Origin of the sequence: Bacillus sp. 5B6 (assembly GCF_000259405.1) — a bacterium.
Lineage (GTDB): Bacteria > Bacillota > Bacilli > Bacillales > Bacillaceae > Bacillus > Bacillus velezensis.
In genome coordinates this window covers 3,456,939-3,474,803 of sequence record NZ_AJST01000001.1, presented here as the reverse complement: position 1 = coordinate 3,474,803, position 17,865 = coordinate 3,456,939, and the positions used below count along the sequence as shown (strand labels likewise).

Below are 17,865 nucleotides of genomic sequence, written 5' to 3'. Positions count from 1 at the left end.
GATTAGAAATCGTTGTAAATATAAGTGCCGGTATTCGCTGTATGAAATCCATACATCCAAAAAAGCAATACTAATATCAGAAAATAAAAGCCCGTATGAAACGTCCATTTGATCAATCTATTTTCATAAGCACGTTTTAATTTTTGCATCATATTCAAAATTCCTTCCCCGCGTATTCAATAATTACACCAGTATATGACGATTAGATTAACAAAAAGTTTCAAAATATGTCTAATATCCTAAGCTTAAAATTTCCTTAAAAATGAATGAGGAACAAAAGGATGGAAAACACGCATGTATAAATTGGCAATTGATCATACTAAAAAGGCGCTGTTCAGGCGGGATTTTTAACTTATCGTAAATATAAACGAGGTAAAAAAATTTTCGCGGATTTTTCTTAAGCAGGCTTGTGCCGAACCCCAATGGAGAAGGGCGAAAAGCCGTTTCCGGCAGGATAGCCGATAAAGCGCCGCATCTTGTGAAATGAGGAAGAAATTATTATGATAGATAAGGTAGCAGAAACGTGAAAACCCCAATTCAACACTACTGTTATCGGCTGACTGTGAAAGCCTTTTAATAGAAAGGAAGAGGAAAATGAATCAAAACAATATGGGGGGCAGCCAAAAGACGCCCGAGAAAGAAAGCATGGGCCGCATTTTGTGGCAGCTAACCCGCCCTCATACATTGACGGCATCGTTTGTGCCCGTACTTCTCGGCACCGTATTGGCGATGTTTTACGTAAAGGTTGATTTCCTGCTGTTTTTGGCCATGCTGTTTTCCTGCCTTTGGATCCAGATCGCCACGAACTTATTCAATGAATATTACGATTTTAAACGCGGTTTAGATACGGAGGATTCCGTCGGTATCGGCGGAGCGATCGTCCGCCACGGCATGAAGCCGAAAACAATTCTGCAGCTGGCGCTCGGCTCTTATGCGATTGCCCTCGTGCTCGGTGTTTATATCTGCATGAGCAGCAGCTGGTGGCTTGCGGTTATCGGCCTTGCCGGCATGCTGATCGGCTATCTGTATACGGGCGGCCCGCTGCCGATTGCGTATACACCGTTCGGGGAACTGTTCTCCGGCATTTGCATGGGCTCTGTATTTGTCCTTATTTCTTTCTTCATTCAGACAGGCAGAATTAATGAACAGAGCATTTTGATTTCTATCCCGATCGCCATCTTGGTCGGAGCGATTAACCTGTCCAATAATATCCGTGATATTGAGGAAGATAAAAAGGGCGGACGTAAAACGCTGGCCATTTTGATGGGGCATAGAGGGGCCGTCATGATACTGGCCGCATCATTTGCCATCGCTTACATCTGGATCGTCGGTCTTGTCATCATGGGTTACACAAGCCCGTGGCTGTTCCTGGTCTTCCTGAGTGTGCCGAAACCCGTTCAGGCCGTGAAAGGCTTTGTGAAAAACGAAATGCCGATGAACATGATTATTGCGATGAAATCAACGGCGCAAACCAATACATTCTTCGGATTCCTGCTTTCAATCGGACTCCTGATCAGTTATTTCCGCTGATCAAATGAAAGGGCAAATGCCATAATCGGCATTTGCTTTTTTTATGAAATAATCTTCACGATATTGTAAAGAACCTGACCGCGGACTGACACGTCTCATATATGGACAGCAAAGCAAGGAGATGAAAAAAATGGACTTGTCAACAGCCCATATGGATGATTTGAAAACGGTCATGGAAGATTGGAAAAATGAATTATTAGTTTATAAATTCGCTTTAGATGAGCTGGATACGAAGTTTTCTATCATCAGCCAGGAATATAATTTGATTCACGGGCATAACCCGATCGAGCATACAAAATCACGCGTAAAAAGTTTCGAGAGTATCGTCAATAAACTGATGCGCAAAGGCTGCGATGTGACGACGCAGGAAATGAAAGAGCATATTCATGATATTGCGGGTGTCAGGATTATCTGTTCCTTTATTTCCGATATTTATAATGTCGCTGAGGTTTTGAAGCAGCATAAGGACCTGAAGATCGTAAAGGTGAAGGATTATATCAAACATCCGAAGCCGAACGGCTACCGCAGCCTGCATTTGATTATTGAAATTCCCGTTTATTTGACGAATCGTGTGGAATATGTGAAGGCGGAAATTCAAATCCGCACCATCGCCATGGATTTTTGGGCGAGTCTTGAACATAAAATTTATTACAAATTAAATAACGAAGTCCCAAAGCATCTGACCGACGAGCTGAAGGAAGCGGCGGACATCGCCCATTATTTAGACGAAAAGATGCTTGGAATTAAGAAAGAAGTCGATTAAACGATTGACGCATCACAAACAGCCGGACCGCTTTTATGTGCAGTCCGGCTGTTTATTTATCCGTTTACGCGCAGCTGTACAAATTTTCGCTTACCCACCTGAATCGTCATGCCGTCTTCTGCGGTAATGACGGTATGAAGGGCATCCGTTTTCTCCCCGTTCACTTTGATTCCGCCGTTTTGAATCATACGGCGTGCTTCGCTTTTTGAAGAAGAGAGTCCAATCGTGACGAGCAGCTCAATAAGGGGCACGGTCTTTTCTCCGTCCCATATGACGGTTTTCATATCTTCAGGCAGGCTGTTTTGCTGGAAGACACGTTTGAAATGCTGTTCTGCCGCATCCGCCGCTTTCCTGCCGTGGTACATTCTGACGATTGTACCCGCTAAGATCATTTTGGCATCTCTCGGATGAAGCTTTCCTGATTCCAAATCCTTCTCCATCTGTTTTTTCTCCGCAGGCTCTAGGTCTGTCGCTAAATGAATATATGTTTTCATCAGGCTGTCCGGCAATGACATCGTTTTGCCGTACATGTCGTTCGGATGCTCGTCAATGCCGATGTAGTTGTTTTTTGATTTAGACATTTTTTCAACGCCGTCAAGACCCTCCAAAAGCGGCATGAGGATGACGACCTGCTTTTCTTTTTTGTAGCGTTCTTGGAAATGGCGGCCCATCAGCACGTTAAAATGCTGGTCCGTTCCGCCGAGTTCGATATCGCTTTCGAGAACGACAGAATCGTAACCCTGCATCAGCGGGTAAAAGAATTCGTGAAGTGAGATCGGTTTTTGCATGGCGATGCGCTCCTCAAAGTCGTCGCGCTCCATCAGACGGGCGACAGTAATTTTCCCCGCTAATTCAATCACATCTTCCAGATTCAAAGTCTTCAGCCATTTTGAGTTGCAGTGAAGTTCAACTTTGTCTTGATCCAGCACCTTGCCAAACTGTTCAAAATAGGTTCTGGCATTGTGCTGGACTTCTTCATCAGTCAGCTGTTTTCTGGCTTGCGACTTCCCCGTCGGATCACCGATTCTTCCGGTAAAGTCCCCGATAACAAGCTGTATGATATGGCCGTTTTCTTGAAATTGGCGCAGTTTGTTTAACACGACGGTATGGCCCAAGTGGACGTCGGGTGCGGACGGATCAAGGCCGAGTTTAATGTTCAGCGGCTTGCCGGATGCCACTGATTTGGCGATTTTATTTCTCAATTCTTCAGGCGGTATGACGTCCGCGGCGCCGGTCATGTACAAATCCAGCTGCCTTTGCACTTCTTTTTCCTGATCATTCGTTAAAGTGATTGATTCCATCTTTTACATCCTCCTTTTTTTAGCCAAACAAAAAAGCCGCATCCCAAAAGGGACGTGGCTGTATGCACGCGGTACCACCCTGATTGAAGACGACGTCTTCCGCTCATTCGAATAACGGTTTCCCGTTCTTTGCTACTGAAGTTCACAAAGAAAGCTCAGGGAGGTAATTCACGTTTGTCTTTGTGCCGGCTTGCACCATCCGCCGGCTCTCTGAAACAGGGAGACAATCCGCTACTGATTCCCGTCATAGCTGCTACGTTATGAAATTGTCAGCGATTTTTTGCAGCAGGGCGGACAGCGTTTTTTGTTCCTGTTTATCCAGACAGGCCGTCAGTTCAATTTCCCCCTGATGAAAGTCGGGGTACAGATCTTCAATAACCTTTCTGCCCTCATCGGTAATACTGACGAATACAAGCCTGCGGTCTCTTTTGTTCGTTTGTCTGCTGCATAAGCCCTTCTTCTCCAAAGTGTTCAGGACATTGCTCGCCGTCGCCGAGGTAATTCCGGATAGAGCGGCTATCCTTCTTGTATCAAGCGTTTCCCATTCACAAAGGTCATACAGGATGGAAAACGCCGTCCATGATAATTTGTGTGCCGACAGCACCTCTTTCTCCATTTTTACACGGAGCTGCTGGGCGGACCGATAGAGTGCAGCGGCAATATAGGCCGCCTCTTTGTTTTTGCCGGATAGATCGGAAAAAGGCCTGTTCGGCTTCTTATTGTCTGATCCGGCATCGTTGCGATTCGTCAATGGCGTCATGCTCCTTTTTATTGTCAGAATCATTAGCTATGAAATGAATTTTAACAGAGAATGCAAAAGATATCAAATCGCAAACAGCACATTCCCGCAGAAAAAATGTGTAAGATCAAGGTTTACTTTTTAAAAAAAGGGAAAGACATTTGTACAACAAAAAGGGAGATGAATATCAGTGGGAAAGAATGAAACAATGCATATCGTATCATGTGCCGATGATCATTATGCTCGTCATTTGGGTGGGATGTTCGCTTCTTTATTGATGAATATGGATAAAACAAGGAATGCCAAATTATATGTGATCGACGGCGGAATTACTGCCGAAAACAAGGACAAGCTTGAACAGACTGCGATGTCATTCGGGACGCCGCTTGAATTTTTAGAAGTAGACGCTGATCAATACAAGCATGCAGTCGAAAGCAGCCACATTACAAAAGCAGCTTATTACCGCATTTCCATCCCTGATTTAATTAAGGATGAGTCCGTAAAGCGGATGATTTACATTGATTGCGATGCAATTGTGATGGAAGATATTTCGGTTTTATGGGATTTGGATATTTCCCCGGCAATAGTTGCGGCGGTAGAAGACGCAGGACAGCATGAAAGACTGAAAAAAATGAATATCAGCGACACTGCCAAGTATTTTAATTCCGGCATTATGATTATAGATTTCGAACCTTGGAGAAAACAAAATATTTCCGAAAAGGTGATTGATTTTATCAACGAAAACAGCTCGGAGGATTTTCTCGTGTTTCATGATCAGGACGCGCTTAACGCGATCTTATATGATCAATGGCATGAACTGCATCCGCGCTGGAACGCGCAGACGCATATTATCATGAATGAGAAAACGCCTCCTGAACTGATCGACCGTATACGTTACAGAGAAACACGTGCCGAACCGGCCATCGTCCATTTCTGCGGCAGCGACAAGCCTTGGAATACAGGCACCTCGCACCCGTATCGTGATCATTATTTCCGATATATGTCCTTTACGAAATGGAACACGATTGACCGCCCGGCCATGAACCAATAGGCAGGTGCGATGAAAACGCTTGTGAAGCCGTTATCCGGCTCATAAGCGTTTTTTTTTATTATTTCACCCGAATCGCACGCACGCGTTTTTGCAGGCCGGTCTTTTCGGCAGACGACTTCAATCGGCTGACTGCTGTTTGCGCCGCTGATTTTGCTTTTTTCGTCTTGGTTTTTTCAGCCGTTTTTACTTTGTCTCTAGCCTGCTGCCGGTTGAGTTTATCTTTTATCCGGTCAAGCCGTTTTTCCAGAGCGGTTTTTTCTTTTCCCGGCTGGATTTCGCTGACTGCTTTTTGGGCTTTTGCGGTGCTGGCCTCAGAGGTCTTTTTTTCCGCCTGCTTGACGCTGGCCTCAGCTGTTTTCAAAAGGCTTGAGTTGACAGCGTTCAGCCGCTTTTGCAGCCCTTTTTTCTCTGAACCGGCCGGTAATTTGCGAATGGCGCTTTGTGCGGCATTGACGGCGGTTTTTTTCTTTTGTTTTTCGGCAGTTCGGACTTTGTCTCTTGCGTCCGTCACATTTCTTGCCGTCTGAACTTTATTGATCCGGGACTCGAGAGCGGTTTTTCCCTTTGACTTGGACAGCTTGCTGACGGCCGTTTTTGCTTGATTGATATCTGCCTGTTTTTTCGTCTTTTCCGCTTTTATTACAGCCCGTTCGGCAAAGCTCTTTTGCTTTACGTGATATTGCACCAGGCCGTACCCAAATCGGCTGTCACGTCCGGGAGCGCCCAGATCTTTGATGTTTTGCTGCATCTGCTGCCGGAGCTGTGTATTTGTTTCCTCGGGATATTTCTGCCTGAGCAGCGCGAACATGCCGGTGACGTGGGGTGCGGCTTGAGATGTGCCGTCAGCCGTGGCGTACATTTGATTCAGGTACGTGCTCGTAATATTGGTGCCGGGTGCGGCAAATTCAATTTGTTTTCCGGTCGTGGAAAAAGCCGCGAGCCCGTTTTTTTCAGTTGACGCTGAGACTGCTGTTACGCTGCTGTAGGCGCCCGGATAATTGACGGGTTTTTTGTTGCCGTCGTTTCCTGCGGCGGCTACGATCACGATTCCTTTTTTGTATGCTTTGTCTACGGCGTCGTGAAGAATTTTGCTGTCTGCGTTAGTTCCGAGACTCATATTGATGATGTCCATTTTGTTGGCGATCGACCAGTCGATCGCTTTAAGAAGGCTTTTAAGATCCCCTGCACCCTTTCTGTCTAATGCTTTAACTGCATATAACCGGACATCCGGCGCGATGCCGTCAATGCCGTATCCGTCATGTTTGGCCGCAATGATTCCGGCGACATGCGTCCCGTGTCCGTTGTCATCTTTGTATGAGGAAGTATAGCTGACTGCGGAATAGCCTCCGGCAATGGAAAGGTCATCATGAGGATAAATGCCGCTGTCAATGACCGCCACTTTCACCTTTTTTCCCGTCAAGCCTTCTTTCCACGCCTGCTTGACCTGAGTCGGTTCTATATCCCATTGCGGCAGCGCGTAACTGCTGCTTTGGGCTGCTGATAACGGGCGGATATCAGAACCGCCTGCTGCCTGAAAGGATACATTGTCTTCTACATATAAGATGTCAGGGTCCTGTTTCAGGTCTTTCACCGTTTGTGAATCGGCTGACACGGCGACTGCCGGGAGATGCTGATAGGTCTGTTCCACATCCGCTCCGCTGTCTATGGCGGATTCCTTGCCGTTTTGATTTTTGTACACCACGATAACGTCCCGGTCGTGCGTCTCGGCGTGCGCGGGCGCCGCGGCGGAGAACAGGCTGACGCACAAGGCCGCGGCCATTATCGGTTTCAGGGTGTGATACATTGCAATTCCCCCTTTTTCTTTATATATCGGCAGTGCGGAATTCTTTTTTTCCTAAGGGATAAGGAAAATTTCTGTATGCAAATGTAAGCGTTTCCAAAATATGATGGAGAAAATGCTTTAAGACATCTGCGCAATGAACTCAAAAAGGGGGTTTTTGATAAATGAGTACGTTCAATCGGGTCATGGAAGAAAAAATCATGCCTGTCGCCGGAAAAGTCGCCGGCCAAAGGCACTTAAGAGCTTTGCGGGACGGCATTATTTTGACTATGCCGCTTATCATCATCGGATCGGTTTTTCTGATTCTGACGAGTCTTCCGATTCCCGGTTATGCCGATTTTATGGCTGGTCTTTTCGGTGAAAATTGGGTTGAAAAGCTCGGGTATCCCGTGAATGCGTCCTTTGACATTATGGCGCTTGTCGCCGCCTTTGGGATAGCTTACCGGCTTGCGGAAAGCTATGAGGTGGATGCCCTGTCGTCGGGAGCCATTGCCCTTGCCGCCTTTTTATTGGCGACGCCGTATCAGATTCCGTTTATTCCTGACGGCTCGGCAACAGAGATTATGGTGGGAGGCGGCATTCCGATTTCGCTGCTCGGAAGCAAAGGTCTGTTTGTCGCGATGATCATTGCAATGCTGTCTACGGAAGTGTACCGGTTTATCATACAAAGAAATATCGTCATTAAGATGCCTGACGGAGTGCCGCCTGCGGTCAGCAAATCGTTCGTTGCGCTCATCCCCGGTTTCATTATTATTACGCTTGTATGGCTGGCCCGTCTGTTTATTGAAATAACTCCTTTTAAAAGCCTCCACAATGTCGTAGGCGATCTGCTGGGCACCCCGCTGTCTATTTTGGGCGGGAGTCTCGGCGGAAGTCTTATCGCCGAATTCGTGCAAATGCTGCTTTGGTCGTGCGGGATTCACGGCGCGTCCATTATCGGCGGCGTCATGTCGCCGATCTGGTACGGGGCGATGGATGCCAACCGTTTGGCTTTTCAGGCGGGAGAAGCGCTGCCGAGCATTTTTACGACACAGTTCTTTCAAATATGGATTAATGTCGGCGGAAGCGGAGCGACGCTTGCCCTTGTGCTGACCATGCTTGTGCGCTCCAGAAGCAAACAGATGAAACAGCTCGGCCGTCTCGGCATCGGGCCCGCAATTTTTAACATTAACGAACCGATTATTTTCGGGATGCCGCTCGTCATGAATCCGCTGTTAATCGTGCCCTTTATCATTGCGCCGCTCTTGACCATTACAGCGACGTACATCGGGATGAGCACGGGGATGGTGGCAAAACCGGCGGGAATCGCCGTGCCGTGGACGATGCCGCCGCTGATTTCCGGTTATTTGGCGACGGGCGGGAAAATCTCCGGTTCGGTCATGCAGCTGATCAATCTCCTGATTACATTTATCATCTATTATCCGTTTTTCCGAATTTGGGATCTTCAAAAATGGAGAGAGGAGCGGGCGGCGGAACAAAACGTCACTGAAGAAACATAAAAAACGGGCGCCTTCGCCCGTTTTTTTTTTAACGCTGGAAAAATTCGATCCATTCGCCGTCAGGTCCTTCAATGTAAAAGTAGCGGTACCCGTTCGGAAGCGTCGTGATTTCTTCATCGATAAATACGGCGCCCTGACGCTTCGCATGCGTGAACTCCGCCGCGATATCTTCAGTTAATAAAGCGACATGATGCACTTTTCCTTCTGCGGGAAGCTCGCTGCTATAGCCCTGGATCAGCTCAATTTCTGTCTCCGGCCCTTCCTGAAAGCCGAGAAAGGCAAGTTCAATAATGCCGTTCGTATGAGTGATACGATCCTTTAACTGCATACCGAGAACGTCTTGATAAAAGGCGATGGATGTTTCAATATCTTTGACCATAATGCCTGTATGGTCGATTCTTTTGGCTGTCATGGTTTTCCCCCTGTTTTGAATTTTTCGGGACAATGCGGTGTTGATCATGTTTTATGGTACGATAAGAGAAAGCAAAACGAAAGAGGAATGCACAATGAAGCTACTTACAGTGAAAGATACATTTGCCGGAAAGCTGAAAAAAGGATTCCCCCTGATTGAAAAAGACGCTCTGTCCGGAAGCTCGGCTCATTTAACAGAGGGCGATCTTTTTGATGTGACATCCGAGAAGGGTGAGTTTATCGGAAAAGGCTATTACGGCTTGCAGAATAAAGGAGTCGGCTGGGTGCTGTCCCGCGCGAGAGATGAACGGATCGACGGACGTTTCTTTCTGGACAAGCTGAAAAAAGCGGCTGAAGCAAGAGCCCATCTGTTTAAGGCGCCCGATACGACGGCGTTCCGGCTTTTCAACGGTGAGGGCGACGGCATCGGCGGCGTCACGATTGACTTTTATGACGGTTATCTGCTGATTCAATGGTACAGTAAAGGCATTTACGCTTATAAGGACAGCATGATTGAGGCGATTGACGGACTGGAGCTTTCTTATAAAGCGATCTATGAAAAGAAACGATTCGATACGGCCGGACAATACGTGGAAGACGACGATTTTGTCAAAGGCGAAAGAGGAGATTTTCCGGTCATTGTTCAAGAAAACGGCATACAGTACGCGGTGGATTTAAACGACGGGGCGATGACGGGCATTTTCTTAGACCAGCGTCATGTGCGCAAAGCGATTCGGGATAAGTATGCAAACGGCAGACGGGTGCTGAATACGTTCTCTTATACGGGGGCATTTTCCGTTGCGGCGGCGCTTGGAGGAGCTGAGAAAACGACCAGCGTCGATGTCGCCAACCGCAGTCTCGCAAAAACGATTGAACAGTTCAGCGCCAACGGAATTGATTATGAGGCGCATGACATTAAAGTCATGGATGTTTTCAAATACTTCGGCTATGCGGCAAAAAAAGGGCTGGAGTTTGACCTCATCATCCTTGATCCGCCTTCTTTCGCCCGCACAAAAAAACGGACGTTCAGCGCGGCGAAAGATTATAAAAACCTGCTGAAGGAAACGATCGCCATCACCGCAAAAAACGGCATCATCGCCGCTTCGACAAACAGCAGCGCCTTCAATATGAAGAAATTTAAAGGCTTTATAGAGACCGCCTTTAAAGAAACAAATGAGCGTTACGACATTTTGGAAGAATATACGCTTCCGGAAGATTTCAAAACGATTCCCGCGTTTAAAGAAGGGAACTATTTGAAGGTTGTTTTCTTGCGGAAAAAATAGGATGATCATTTATAGCGTGGATAGAGGGGAAAAGAAAACCCTCTTCCATCGCTTTAATACGGGATAAAATAATCTTCATTCTTAAAGAAACAACCCGCTATTACTTAGTATCTCATCTGTGCCAAGTAAAGTGGCCTCTCTAATCCCCACATTGTTGGCTTTCATGAAGGATTGCACCGCTTGGTAGCCAACCGCATAACCTGCAAACGGTGATAAGCCGACAGGCTGATAACCTTGTTCGGCTGCAAAGGTGTCACCGAACATGTAACTGCTGACCTCAGCAAACCCTTTCACATTTAATGAGTCTTTGATAATTTCTTTTGAGTATTCTAACTCTTCTTTTTCAAAAGAAGTAACCCAGGGACCTAACAGAGCTTCTCCGTAAAGTTCTTTGGCAAACGATTCTGCCAGCCCCTCTATAATTAAGTAATCACCAACTGTTACGTTCCCATAATCCCAATTGAAATACGAAAAACGAATATTATGATGAAATTCATGTGCGATTACAGCAGGCAGTCTCGGTATGTTATATGAATTGGGGAATATTGAAACTTGAATAAATCCCGGAATTCCTCCGAATCCACAATACCCTCTATGTAATTCAAGCTTTTTTTGATTGGCCAGATACATCCCAAACCTTATTTCATCAGCATTTATTTTTAAGCGGTTTTGTTTGGTAAATTCTACACAATGAGTTAAAGTGCCATATGCAATTTGAAGAGCTTGAATTTCTTTTAGATTCTCTAATGCTTTTCTTCCGGTTTCCGTATCAAATATGCTCAGATAGCCCAGCATATTTGCAGCCATGATTACATCATATCCGTTAGGCTGCTTTGCCTTTAAGGGGACATTAATCTTTTTCCACATATCTTCAAAAGGTTTCATCATTGAATACCGATAATAATCTTCTCTATTTTCAACCATTGAAAATAATGTTTCGTATTGCCCAATTGTATCCTCGATAATGATTTTAATGGGTACCACCCTTTTTTTGATGATCTATATAAATTGTAATGGCATCACTCATGAGCTTCGCCAGCCCTTCACCATACCGGTCGATGTTCTTAGTGAAGCGTTTATCTTCAATATAGAGTTGACCTAATCCGTAAAAGGCATCAAAAGAATATTCACCAAAATTTTCATTGAGAAAATCAAACCACTCTTTGATAGCTGTTTGTACGTCTGGGGACTTGGGAGATTGGTTAATAAGGAGTGCAAATTTATTGAACATTGCAGTCCACTTATCAGATAAATCTTTTTGCTCACCATCAGTCATGTTTTTCAATCTAATATTTACCTTATCGACAGGTTGATCACCCCACCGTTTGCGAGCTTCTTGTTCATAAAGATTATGATTGAAGTTCATTCCCTCAAACCGCTCTTTGTTCGTCATGCAAATCTCTCCCATCATATGTTTGATTGATTTATCGATGGTTTCAATCATCTTATCGACTCTATTCCGTTTCTCAATCAACATTTTCTTTTGTAAAATTAATGCCTCCCTTCGATTAAATGAAGGACTATTAATGATTTCTTTAATCTCTTTTAAGGAGAAATCGAGCTCCTTGAAAAATAGTATCTGCTGCAGCTGTTCAAGATTCTCTTCAGAATAAAGCCGATAACCGGAATCGGTCGTTTCCTGAGGAGTCAATAATCCAATTTGATCGTAATGATGGAGAGTACGTATGCTTACTCCAATCAGTTCAGCTACTTCTTTTACTTTCATACCCATCACGTTTGCCGCCTCCTTAATGGCTACTCTAAAGTATTACGCAACGTAAGAGTCAATAGTTGGTTAAAGATTTTTTGTATATAAAGGGAGAACATATGAGGATTTCATTGCTGAAACTAAAGAAAAAAAGCCGGGCGTGAAGCTCCGGCTTTTTTCTATTCAATAATGTGCTGCACCCGGCCGATTCGCCCGTCTTCAAGGCGGACCTTAATGCCGCGCGGGTGGAAGCTTGAGTTCGTCAAAATATCCTTCACAATTCCTCTTGTCAGCTTTCCTGAACGCTGATCGGCTTTCAGGACGATATCGACTTCAAGTCCTTTTCTGATGCTGTTTCGCTGCTGGCCGTTCATATGACACATCCGTTCTTCAGTCTTTTCACTTCATATCTTATCATATCGTGTTTTCGTCTTTTTATGAAGGACAGACGAATCAATCCTTCATAGCAAATAAAAAAAGACCGCTCTGTAAGGAGCAGTCTTTTATGACATAAACGAAAGCAAAATCGGGGCCGCGCACAGCGTCATAATTGCGGCGAGAATCATGGACACGCTTGAGATCGTTCCTGATACGGAGCTGAGCTCAAACGCTTTAGATGTTCCCGCTCCGTGCGCGCTAGTTCCGAGCAGCACGCCCCGGGCAATTTCGTTATCAATGCGGAAATAGCGGATGACCATCGGCCCGATGATCGTTCCCAATAAAGCCGTTAAAATGACGAAAACCGCTGTAACGGCCGGCATCCCGCCGATCATTTCTGAAACGTTCATGGCAATCGGCGTCGTCACGGATCGCGGCACGAGACTGTCGACTAAGCTGCTGCCGAGATGGAACCATTTCGCGATAAAGGCCGTTGACAGAATGGCGATACATGAACCGACCGCTACGTTCAAAATAATTTCCATGGCGTATTTCTTTAAAATCGGGAAATATTTATAAAGCGGGATAGCGAACGCCACTGTTGCCGGCTGAAGCATATCGGTCAGCAGTCCGCCGCCGAGATTGTATGTCTGATACGGGACATTGACAAGAAGCAGCAGTACGACCAAAACAGCGGGCGTAATCAGAAGCGGCGACGTATACACCCGCGGAAAACGAGTGTAGAGTTTTTTTGCGCCCAAATATACTAAGACAGTTAAGAATAAACTTATGATTCCGATGAACACGTTTGTTTTTTCTCCTTTCTTTTTGCTATCAGCTGTGTAAGCGTACCTGTTGAAACCATCACGACAAATGTGCTGATGACGACGACAAGTAAAATGCTTACGCCGAATTTAGACATGATATCTCCGTATTCAATCACTCCGACGGCAGACGGGATGAAAAACAGCAGCAGCTCACCGAGGAGCCATGCTGCGCCAAGCTCAATCCATTCAAGTTTGATAATCTTGAAATGCAATAATGTGAAAAGAATCACAATCCCGATTATACTGCCGGGAATATTTATATGAAGAGCCGCCGTGACCCAATTGATCAGACGCGCAAATATAAACAGCAGAGCGATTTGAATAACGGTAAGCAGCAATTTTTTCATAATGATGCCTCCCTTATATTTATATTGTACAGAAGGTTTTGCTATAGGTAAAATACATATAAAGAATAATGTGTATTCCTTTTGTCTATAGAAAGGATGAAATGTAATGGATATCCGGCACTTAACGTATTTTTTGGAAGTGGCCCGTTTGAAAAGCTTTACGAAGGCTTCACAGTCGCTGTATGTTTCACAGCCGACAATTTCAAAAATGATTAAAAACCTGGAGACGGAGCTCGGCATTAAGCTGTTTTACCGCAATGGCCGGCAAGTTGAACTGACTGACGCCGGGCAGAGCATGTATGTGCAGGCGCAGGAAATCACAAAGTCATTCCAAAACCTGACGTCAGAGCTGAACGATATTATGGAAGTGAAGAAAGGGCACGTCCGCATCGGTCTTCCGCCGATGATCGGGTCCGGCTTTTTCCCGAGAGTGCTCGGTGACTTCCGCGTCACATATCCCGATGTGACGTTTCAGCTTGTTGAGGACGGCTCTATTAAAGTGCAGCAAGGAGTGGAGGACGGCTCGCTTGATATCGGGGTCGTCGTGCTTCCCGCGAATGAAGAGATTTTTCATACGTTCACAATCGTCAAGGAAACCCTTATGCTCGTCGTCCATCCGTCACATCGGCTCGCGGACGAGAAGGAATGCAGTCTTCACGAATTGAAAGAAGAGCCGTTCATATTTTTCAGGGAGGATTTTGTCCTTCATAATCGAATTATGACGGAATGCGTGAAAGCCGGATTCAGGCCGCACGTCATTTATGAAACGTCACAGTGGGACTTTATCAGCGAAATGGTATCCGCCAATCTCGGTATCGGCCTGCTGCCGGAAAGAATCTGCCGCGGTCTTGATCCTGACAAAGTCAGAACCATTCCGCTCGTTCATCCGGTCATTCCGTGGCATTTAGCCATCATTTGGCGGAAAGACCGCTATATGTCCTTTGCCGCCAGAGCCTGGCTGGAGCATACGAAATCGTATTTATGGAATCCGAAAAAGAGAAAAAAGGATGATTAAGCATGGACGCACAAACCGCAGCTCAACACTTGAGTAAAGTGCGGGATCAAAACCCGCTCGTTCACAGTATCACCAATAATGTCGTCACGAACTTCACCGCTAACGGACTGCTCGCGCTCGGCGCATCGCCCGTTATGGCTTATGCAATTGAGGAGGCCGCCGACATGGCGAAAATCGCAGGAGCGCTCGTCCTGAATATAGGCACCCTCAGTTCGGCGTCGGTTGAAGCTATGATCGCAGCCGGAAAATCGGCCAATGAAAACGGTGTTCCGGTCATTTTTGATCCGGTAGGCGCCGGCGCCACGCCGTTTCGGACGGCATCAGCCCGCAAGATCATACAGGAGGTCCGCTTGTCCGTCATTCGCGGGAATGCCGCGGAAATCGCCAATATTGCCGGCGCCCCTGATTGGAAGATAAAAGGCGTGGATGCGGGGAAAGCCGGAGGAGATGTGGTTCAGCTCGCTAAGACGGCTGCAAGCGGGCTGAAGACGGTCATTGCGATTACCGGAAAAACCGACGTCATCTCCGACGGCACCGACACATACGCCGTACATAACGGTGACAAACTGCTGACGAAGGTGACGGGGGCGGGATGCCTGCTGACATCTGTAATCGGAGCCTTCTGCGCAGCGGGGCAGGACGTTCTGCAAGCGGCCGTTTCAGCCGTTTCTGTATACGGAAGCGCCGCTCAGCTTGCCGCTTTGGACACCGTCCATAAGGGGCCGGGCAGCTTCCAGATTGAGCTTTTAAACAAGCTGGCAAGCATCTCAGAACAAGAAGCGGCCGAGCTTGCTGCAATTGAAAGGGTGACAGAAAAATGACGCGTATTTCTCGGGAAATGATGAAGGATATGTTATCGGTTTATTTTATTATGGGATCAAACAATACAAGCGCAGACCCCGTTTCTGTGGTGAAAAAAGCCATTGAGGGCGGCGCTACGCTTTTTCAATTTCGGGAAAAGGGGAGCGGTTCTTTAACAGGGGATGAACGTGTCCTGTTCGCGAAGCAGGTGCAGGATGTCTGCAGGCAGGCCGGGATTCCTTTCATCATTAATGATGATGTCGAATTGGCCTTGCGCCTTGAGGCGGACGGAGTGCATATCGGACAGGATGACGCAGACGCCGAAGAAACGAGAGCGGCAATCGGCGATATGATTCTCGGTGTGTCAGCACATAATGTCTCCGAGGTGAAGCGGGCGGAAGAAGCCGGAGCCGATTACGTCGGAATGGGCCCGGTCTATCCGACCGAAACAAAAAAAGATGCTGAAGCTGTGCAAGGCGTTACATTGATTGAAGAGGTGCGGCGTCAGGGCATCAGCATTCCGATTGTAGGAATCGGCGGCATTACGGCTGACAACGCGGCGCCCGTCATTGAAGCGGGTGCAGACGGCGTCAGCATGATCAGCGCCATCAGCCAAGCTGAAGATCCAAAAGCGGCGGCGCGCAAGTTTTCAGAGGAAATTCGGCACTCCAAAGCAGGGCTGTCCCGATAGGGCGGCCCTTTTTCTGTGTGCGTAAAAAGGCAGTGACGGACTTGGAGAATATAAGCCGTATGTCAAGAACAGGGCAATCAGCTTGCAATATCGACCGAAGTGTTTGACGGCTCTATCGCTTTGCTCAAAGTGATGCCTGAACCAATCACCGCCGGCGCCGAAGGCTTAAAAGCACTCTATGAACCAGTGAAAAGCGCGCAGTGAGAGATCATTTCGAGGTCACGGAAAAACTTGATGCGGAATTCAGCGAATTTGAAGTTTTGATGTCGAAATCAAAACGTGCGATCAATCGTATACGTCTTGTGATACATTAAGTACAGATCAAATCAGAGAGATAAGCACGGCTGACGGCCCTTTCTGAAACCATGTCGAAGATTGCCGATGTGCTTTTAAAGGAGTTAAGACGCAGCATGAGCGATGAACAAAACAAGGAAAAACAGATCCACAGACGGGATGTCCTGAAGTGGGGCGCCGTCGCGGGCGCCGCCGTCGCTGTCGGAGCGAGCGGCCTCGGAGGACTCGCGCCGCTCTTCAAACCGGCAGCCACCGCTTCAAAGAAGAATGATGAAAAAAGGGATTGTGATCAAATCGTTCCTTTTTACGGAAAGCACCAAGCGGGAATCACAACGGCGCATCAGACGTATGTGTATTTTGCAGCGCTTGATGTCATGTCAAGCGACAAAGCCGATGTCATCTCCCTTTTCAAACAATGGACAAGCCTGACGCAGCTGCTGACTTCAGGCGCCGTCCCGTCGGGCGAACAGAAAAATAAATATATGCCTCCGCAGGATACCGGGGAGTCGCAGGATCTGGCCCCGGCGAATTTGACCGTTACCTTCGGCTTCGGCCCCGGGTTTTTCGAGAAAGACGGGAAGGACCGCTTCGGACTGAAAGATAAAAAACCGAAGCACCTCGCCGATATTCCGCCGATGCCTAACGACAAGCTCGATAAGAAACAAGGCGGCGGTGATATCGTCATACAGGTCTGCGCGGATAATGAACAAACGGCGTTTCACGCGGTGCGCAACCTGATGAAACAGACAGCAGGCGTGTGCGAAGTCCGCTTTCTCAATAAAGGTTTCTTAAGCGGCGGGAAAAACGGGGAAACGCCGCGCAACCTCTTCGGATTCAAAGACGGCACCGGCAACCAAAGCACAAAGGATGAAAACCTGATGAATTCGATCGTTTGGGTTCAATCAGGAGAGCCGGACTGGATGACGGGCGGCACGTACATGGCGTTTAGGAAAATTAAGATGTTTTTAGATATATGGGACCGTTCATCCTTGAAGGAACAAGAGGACACGTTCGGGCGGGTGAAAAGCTCGGGCGCGCCTTTCGGACAAAAAGAGGAAATCGATCCCGTGAAGCTGAATCAAATTCCCGCCGACTCGCATGTCAGCGTGGCAAAATCAACCGGCAGACAGATTCTGCGCCGGGCATTTTCCTATACGGACGGAATTGATCCAAAGACGGGCTATGTTGACGCAGGCCTGCTGTTTATCTGTTTTCAAAAAGACCCGGACCGCCAATTTGTCCCGATGCTGAAGGCTTTGGCGGCAAAGGATGCACTGAATGAATACACACAAACGATCGGCTCTTCCTTATTCGCCTGTCCCGGCGGCTGTAAAAAAGGAGAATATATCGCCCAAAGGCTGCTGGAATCGTGACACCTTCCATATGGAGGGTGTTTTTAAAAAAACACTTGTAACTATATATGTTA

Annotated in this window: 19 protein-coding genes, 1 pseudogene and 1 other annotated feature; of the genes and pseudogenes, 10 read left to right on the top strand and 10 right to left on the bottom strand. The window is 46.9% G+C overall.

Going from position 1 to position 17,865, the window contains the following annotated elements; all coding sequences use genetic code 11:
• Positions 1 to 2: 2 nt before the first annotated feature.
• The gene (locus MY7_RS16710; RefSeq protein WP_007614636.1) at positions 3 to 152 is read right to left on the bottom strand and encodes a teichoic acid D-Ala incorporation-associated protein DltX; all 150 of its coding nucleotides are present in this window, start codon (positions 150 to 152) and stop codon (positions 3 to 5) included.
• Positions 153 to 594: 442 nt separating this feature from the next.
• On the opposite strand from MY7_RS16710, the gene MY7_RS16705 reads away from it, so the two are divergent.
• Positions 595 to 1,530 (top strand): 1,4-dihydroxy-2-naphthoate polyprenyltransferase, encoded by a 936-nt coding sequence (locus MY7_RS16705; protein WP_007614633.1) that lies wholly within the window; start codon positions 595 to 597, stop codon positions 1,528 to 1,530.
• A 130-nt stretch (positions 1,531 to 1,660) separates the two neighbouring features.
• A complete protein-coding gene (locus MY7_RS16700; protein WP_007407732.1) occupies positions 1,661 to 2,293 on the top strand; it encodes a GTP pyrophosphokinase in 633 nt (210 codons plus the stop codon).
• Positions 2,294 to 2,349: 56 nt separating this feature from the next.
• Here MY7_RS16700 and tyrS read toward each other — a convergent pair whose 3' ends face one another.
• Together tyrS and MY7_RS16690 are read right to left on the bottom strand one after the other, a co-directional pair.
• Positions 2,350 to 3,594, bottom strand: a complete 1,245-nt coding sequence (tyrS, locus tag MY7_RS16695) for a tyrosine--tRNA ligase (RefSeq protein ID WP_007614632.1) — start codon at positions 3,592 to 3,594, stop codon at positions 2,350 to 2,352.
• 45 nt (positions 3,595 to 3,639) lie between these two features.
• Positions 3,640 to 3,851 (bottom strand) — a binding site (T-box leader).
• Positions 3,848 to 4,345, bottom strand: coding sequence for a MarR family winged helix-turn-helix transcriptional regulator (locus tag MY7_RS16690; protein ID WP_032864572.1), 498 nt, complete (start codon positions 4,343 to 4,345; stop codon positions 3,848 to 3,850). It overlaps the preceding feature by 4 nt.
• Positions 4,346 to 4,523: 178 nt before the next feature.
• On the opposite strand from MY7_RS16690, the gene MY7_RS16685 reads away from it, so the two are divergent.
• Positions 4,524 to 5,384: a glycosyltransferase family 8 protein gene (locus MY7_RS16685; RefSeq protein WP_029325753.1), complete on the top strand. Its 861-nt coding sequence runs from the start codon at positions 4,524 to 4,526 to the stop codon at positions 5,382 to 5,384.
• A 58-nt stretch (positions 5,385 to 5,442) separates the two neighbouring features.
• Here the strand turns inward: MY7_RS16685 and MY7_RS16680 are convergent, their stop codons facing one another.
• Positions 5,443 to 7,188, bottom strand: a complete 1,746-nt coding sequence (locus tag MY7_RS16680; RefSeq protein ID WP_007614626.1) for a S8 family peptidase — start codon at positions 7,186 to 7,188, stop codon at positions 5,443 to 5,445.
• A 161-nt stretch (positions 7,189 to 7,349) separates the two neighbouring features.
• Here MY7_RS16680 and celB point away from each other — a divergent pair, with 161 nt between their 5' ends.
• The gene (celB, locus tag MY7_RS16675; RefSeq protein WP_007407728.1) at positions 7,350 to 8,684 is read left to right on the top strand and encodes a PTS cellobiose transporter subunit IIC; all 1,335 of its coding nucleotides are present in this window, start codon (positions 7,350 to 7,352) and stop codon (positions 8,682 to 8,684) included.
• A 28-nt stretch (positions 8,685 to 8,712) separates the two neighbouring features.
• Here celB and MY7_RS16670 read toward each other — a convergent pair whose 3' ends face one another.
• Positions 8,713 to 9,096: a VOC family protein gene (locus MY7_RS16670; protein ID WP_003150894.1), complete on the bottom strand. Its 384-nt coding sequence runs from the start codon at positions 9,094 to 9,096 to the stop codon at positions 8,713 to 8,715.
• Between the two features lie 94 nt (positions 9,097 to 9,190).
• Between MY7_RS16670 and MY7_RS16665 the strand changes: the two genes are divergently transcribed.
• Positions 9,191 to 10,378: a class I SAM-dependent rRNA methyltransferase gene (locus MY7_RS16665; protein ID WP_029325752.1), complete on the top strand. Its 1,188-nt coding sequence runs from the start codon at positions 9,191 to 9,193 to the stop codon at positions 10,376 to 10,378.
• An 81-nt stretch (positions 10,379 to 10,459) separates the two neighbouring features.
• Here the strand turns inward: MY7_RS16665 and MY7_RS16660 are convergent, their stop codons facing one another.
• The 5 genes from MY7_RS16660 to MY7_RS16640 all read right to left on the bottom strand — a co-directional run bounded on the left by MY7_RS16660 (position 10,460) and on the right by MY7_RS16640 (position 13,638).
• Positions 10,460 to 11,362 carry a DUF2268 domain-containing protein gene (locus MY7_RS16660; protein ID WP_007614615.1) on the bottom strand — a complete coding sequence of 301 codons (903 nt, stop codon included), beginning with the start codon at positions 11,360 to 11,362 and terminating at the stop codon, positions 10,460 to 10,462.
• Positions 11,349 to 12,110 (bottom strand): MerR family transcriptional regulator, encoded by a 762-nt coding sequence (locus tag MY7_RS16655; protein ID WP_007614613.1) that lies wholly within the window; start codon positions 12,108 to 12,110, stop codon positions 11,349 to 11,351. The genes MY7_RS16660 and MY7_RS16655 overlap by 14 nt, the downstream gene beginning before the upstream one ends.
• Before the next feature lie 155 nt (positions 12,111 to 12,265).
• A complete protein-coding gene (locus MY7_RS16650) occupies positions 12,266 to 12,460 on the bottom strand; it encodes a YwbE family protein (protein WP_007614611.1) in 195 nt (64 codons plus the stop codon).
• A 129-nt stretch (positions 12,461 to 12,589) separates the two neighbouring features.
• Positions 12,590 to 13,270, bottom strand: coding sequence for a CidB/LrgB family autolysis modulator (locus tag MY7_RS16645; protein WP_007614609.1), 681 nt, complete (start codon positions 13,268 to 13,270; stop codon positions 12,590 to 12,592).
• The gene (locus MY7_RS16640; RefSeq protein ID WP_007407725.1) at positions 13,252 to 13,638 is read right to left on the bottom strand and encodes a CidA/LrgA family holin-like protein; all 387 of its coding nucleotides are present in this window, start codon (positions 13,636 to 13,638) and stop codon (positions 13,252 to 13,254) included. The genes MY7_RS16645 and MY7_RS16640 overlap by 19 nt, the downstream gene beginning before the upstream one ends.
• 106 nt (positions 13,639 to 13,744) lie before the next feature.
• Between MY7_RS16640 and cidR the strand changes: the two genes are divergently transcribed.
• From cidR to efeB, 5 genes and pseudogenes are all read left to right on the top strand, one after another.
• Positions 13,745 to 14,653, top strand: coding sequence for a cidABC operon transcriptional activator CidR (gene cidR, locus MY7_RS16635; protein WP_003150908.1), 909 nt, complete (start codon positions 13,745 to 13,747; stop codon positions 14,651 to 14,653).
• Positions 14,654 to 14,655: 2 nt separating this feature from the next.
• Positions 14,656 to 15,474, top strand: a complete 819-nt coding sequence (gene thiM / locus MY7_RS16630) for a hydroxyethylthiazole kinase (RefSeq protein WP_007614606.1) — start codon at positions 14,656 to 14,658, stop codon at positions 15,472 to 15,474.
• Entirely contained in the window at positions 15,471 to 16,145 is a 675-nt protein-coding gene (gene thiE / locus MY7_RS16625) for a thiamine phosphate synthase (RefSeq protein WP_007614604.1), read from the top strand. The genes thiM and thiE overlap by 4 nt, the downstream gene beginning before the upstream one ends.
• Positions 16,146 to 16,220: 75 nt before the next feature.
• A pseudogene (locus MY7_RS19795) lies at positions 16,221 to 16,534 on the top strand (Efem/EfeO family lipoprotein); the annotation flags it as partial.
• A 21-nt stretch (positions 16,535 to 16,555) separates the two neighbouring features.
• The gene (efeB, locus tag MY7_RS16620; RefSeq protein ID WP_029325750.1) at positions 16,556 to 17,812 is read left to right on the top strand and encodes an iron uptake transporter deferrochelatase/peroxidase subunit; all 1,257 of its coding nucleotides are present in this window, start codon (positions 16,556 to 16,558) and stop codon (positions 17,810 to 17,812) included.
• Positions 17,813 to 17,865: the final 53 nt, after the last annotated feature.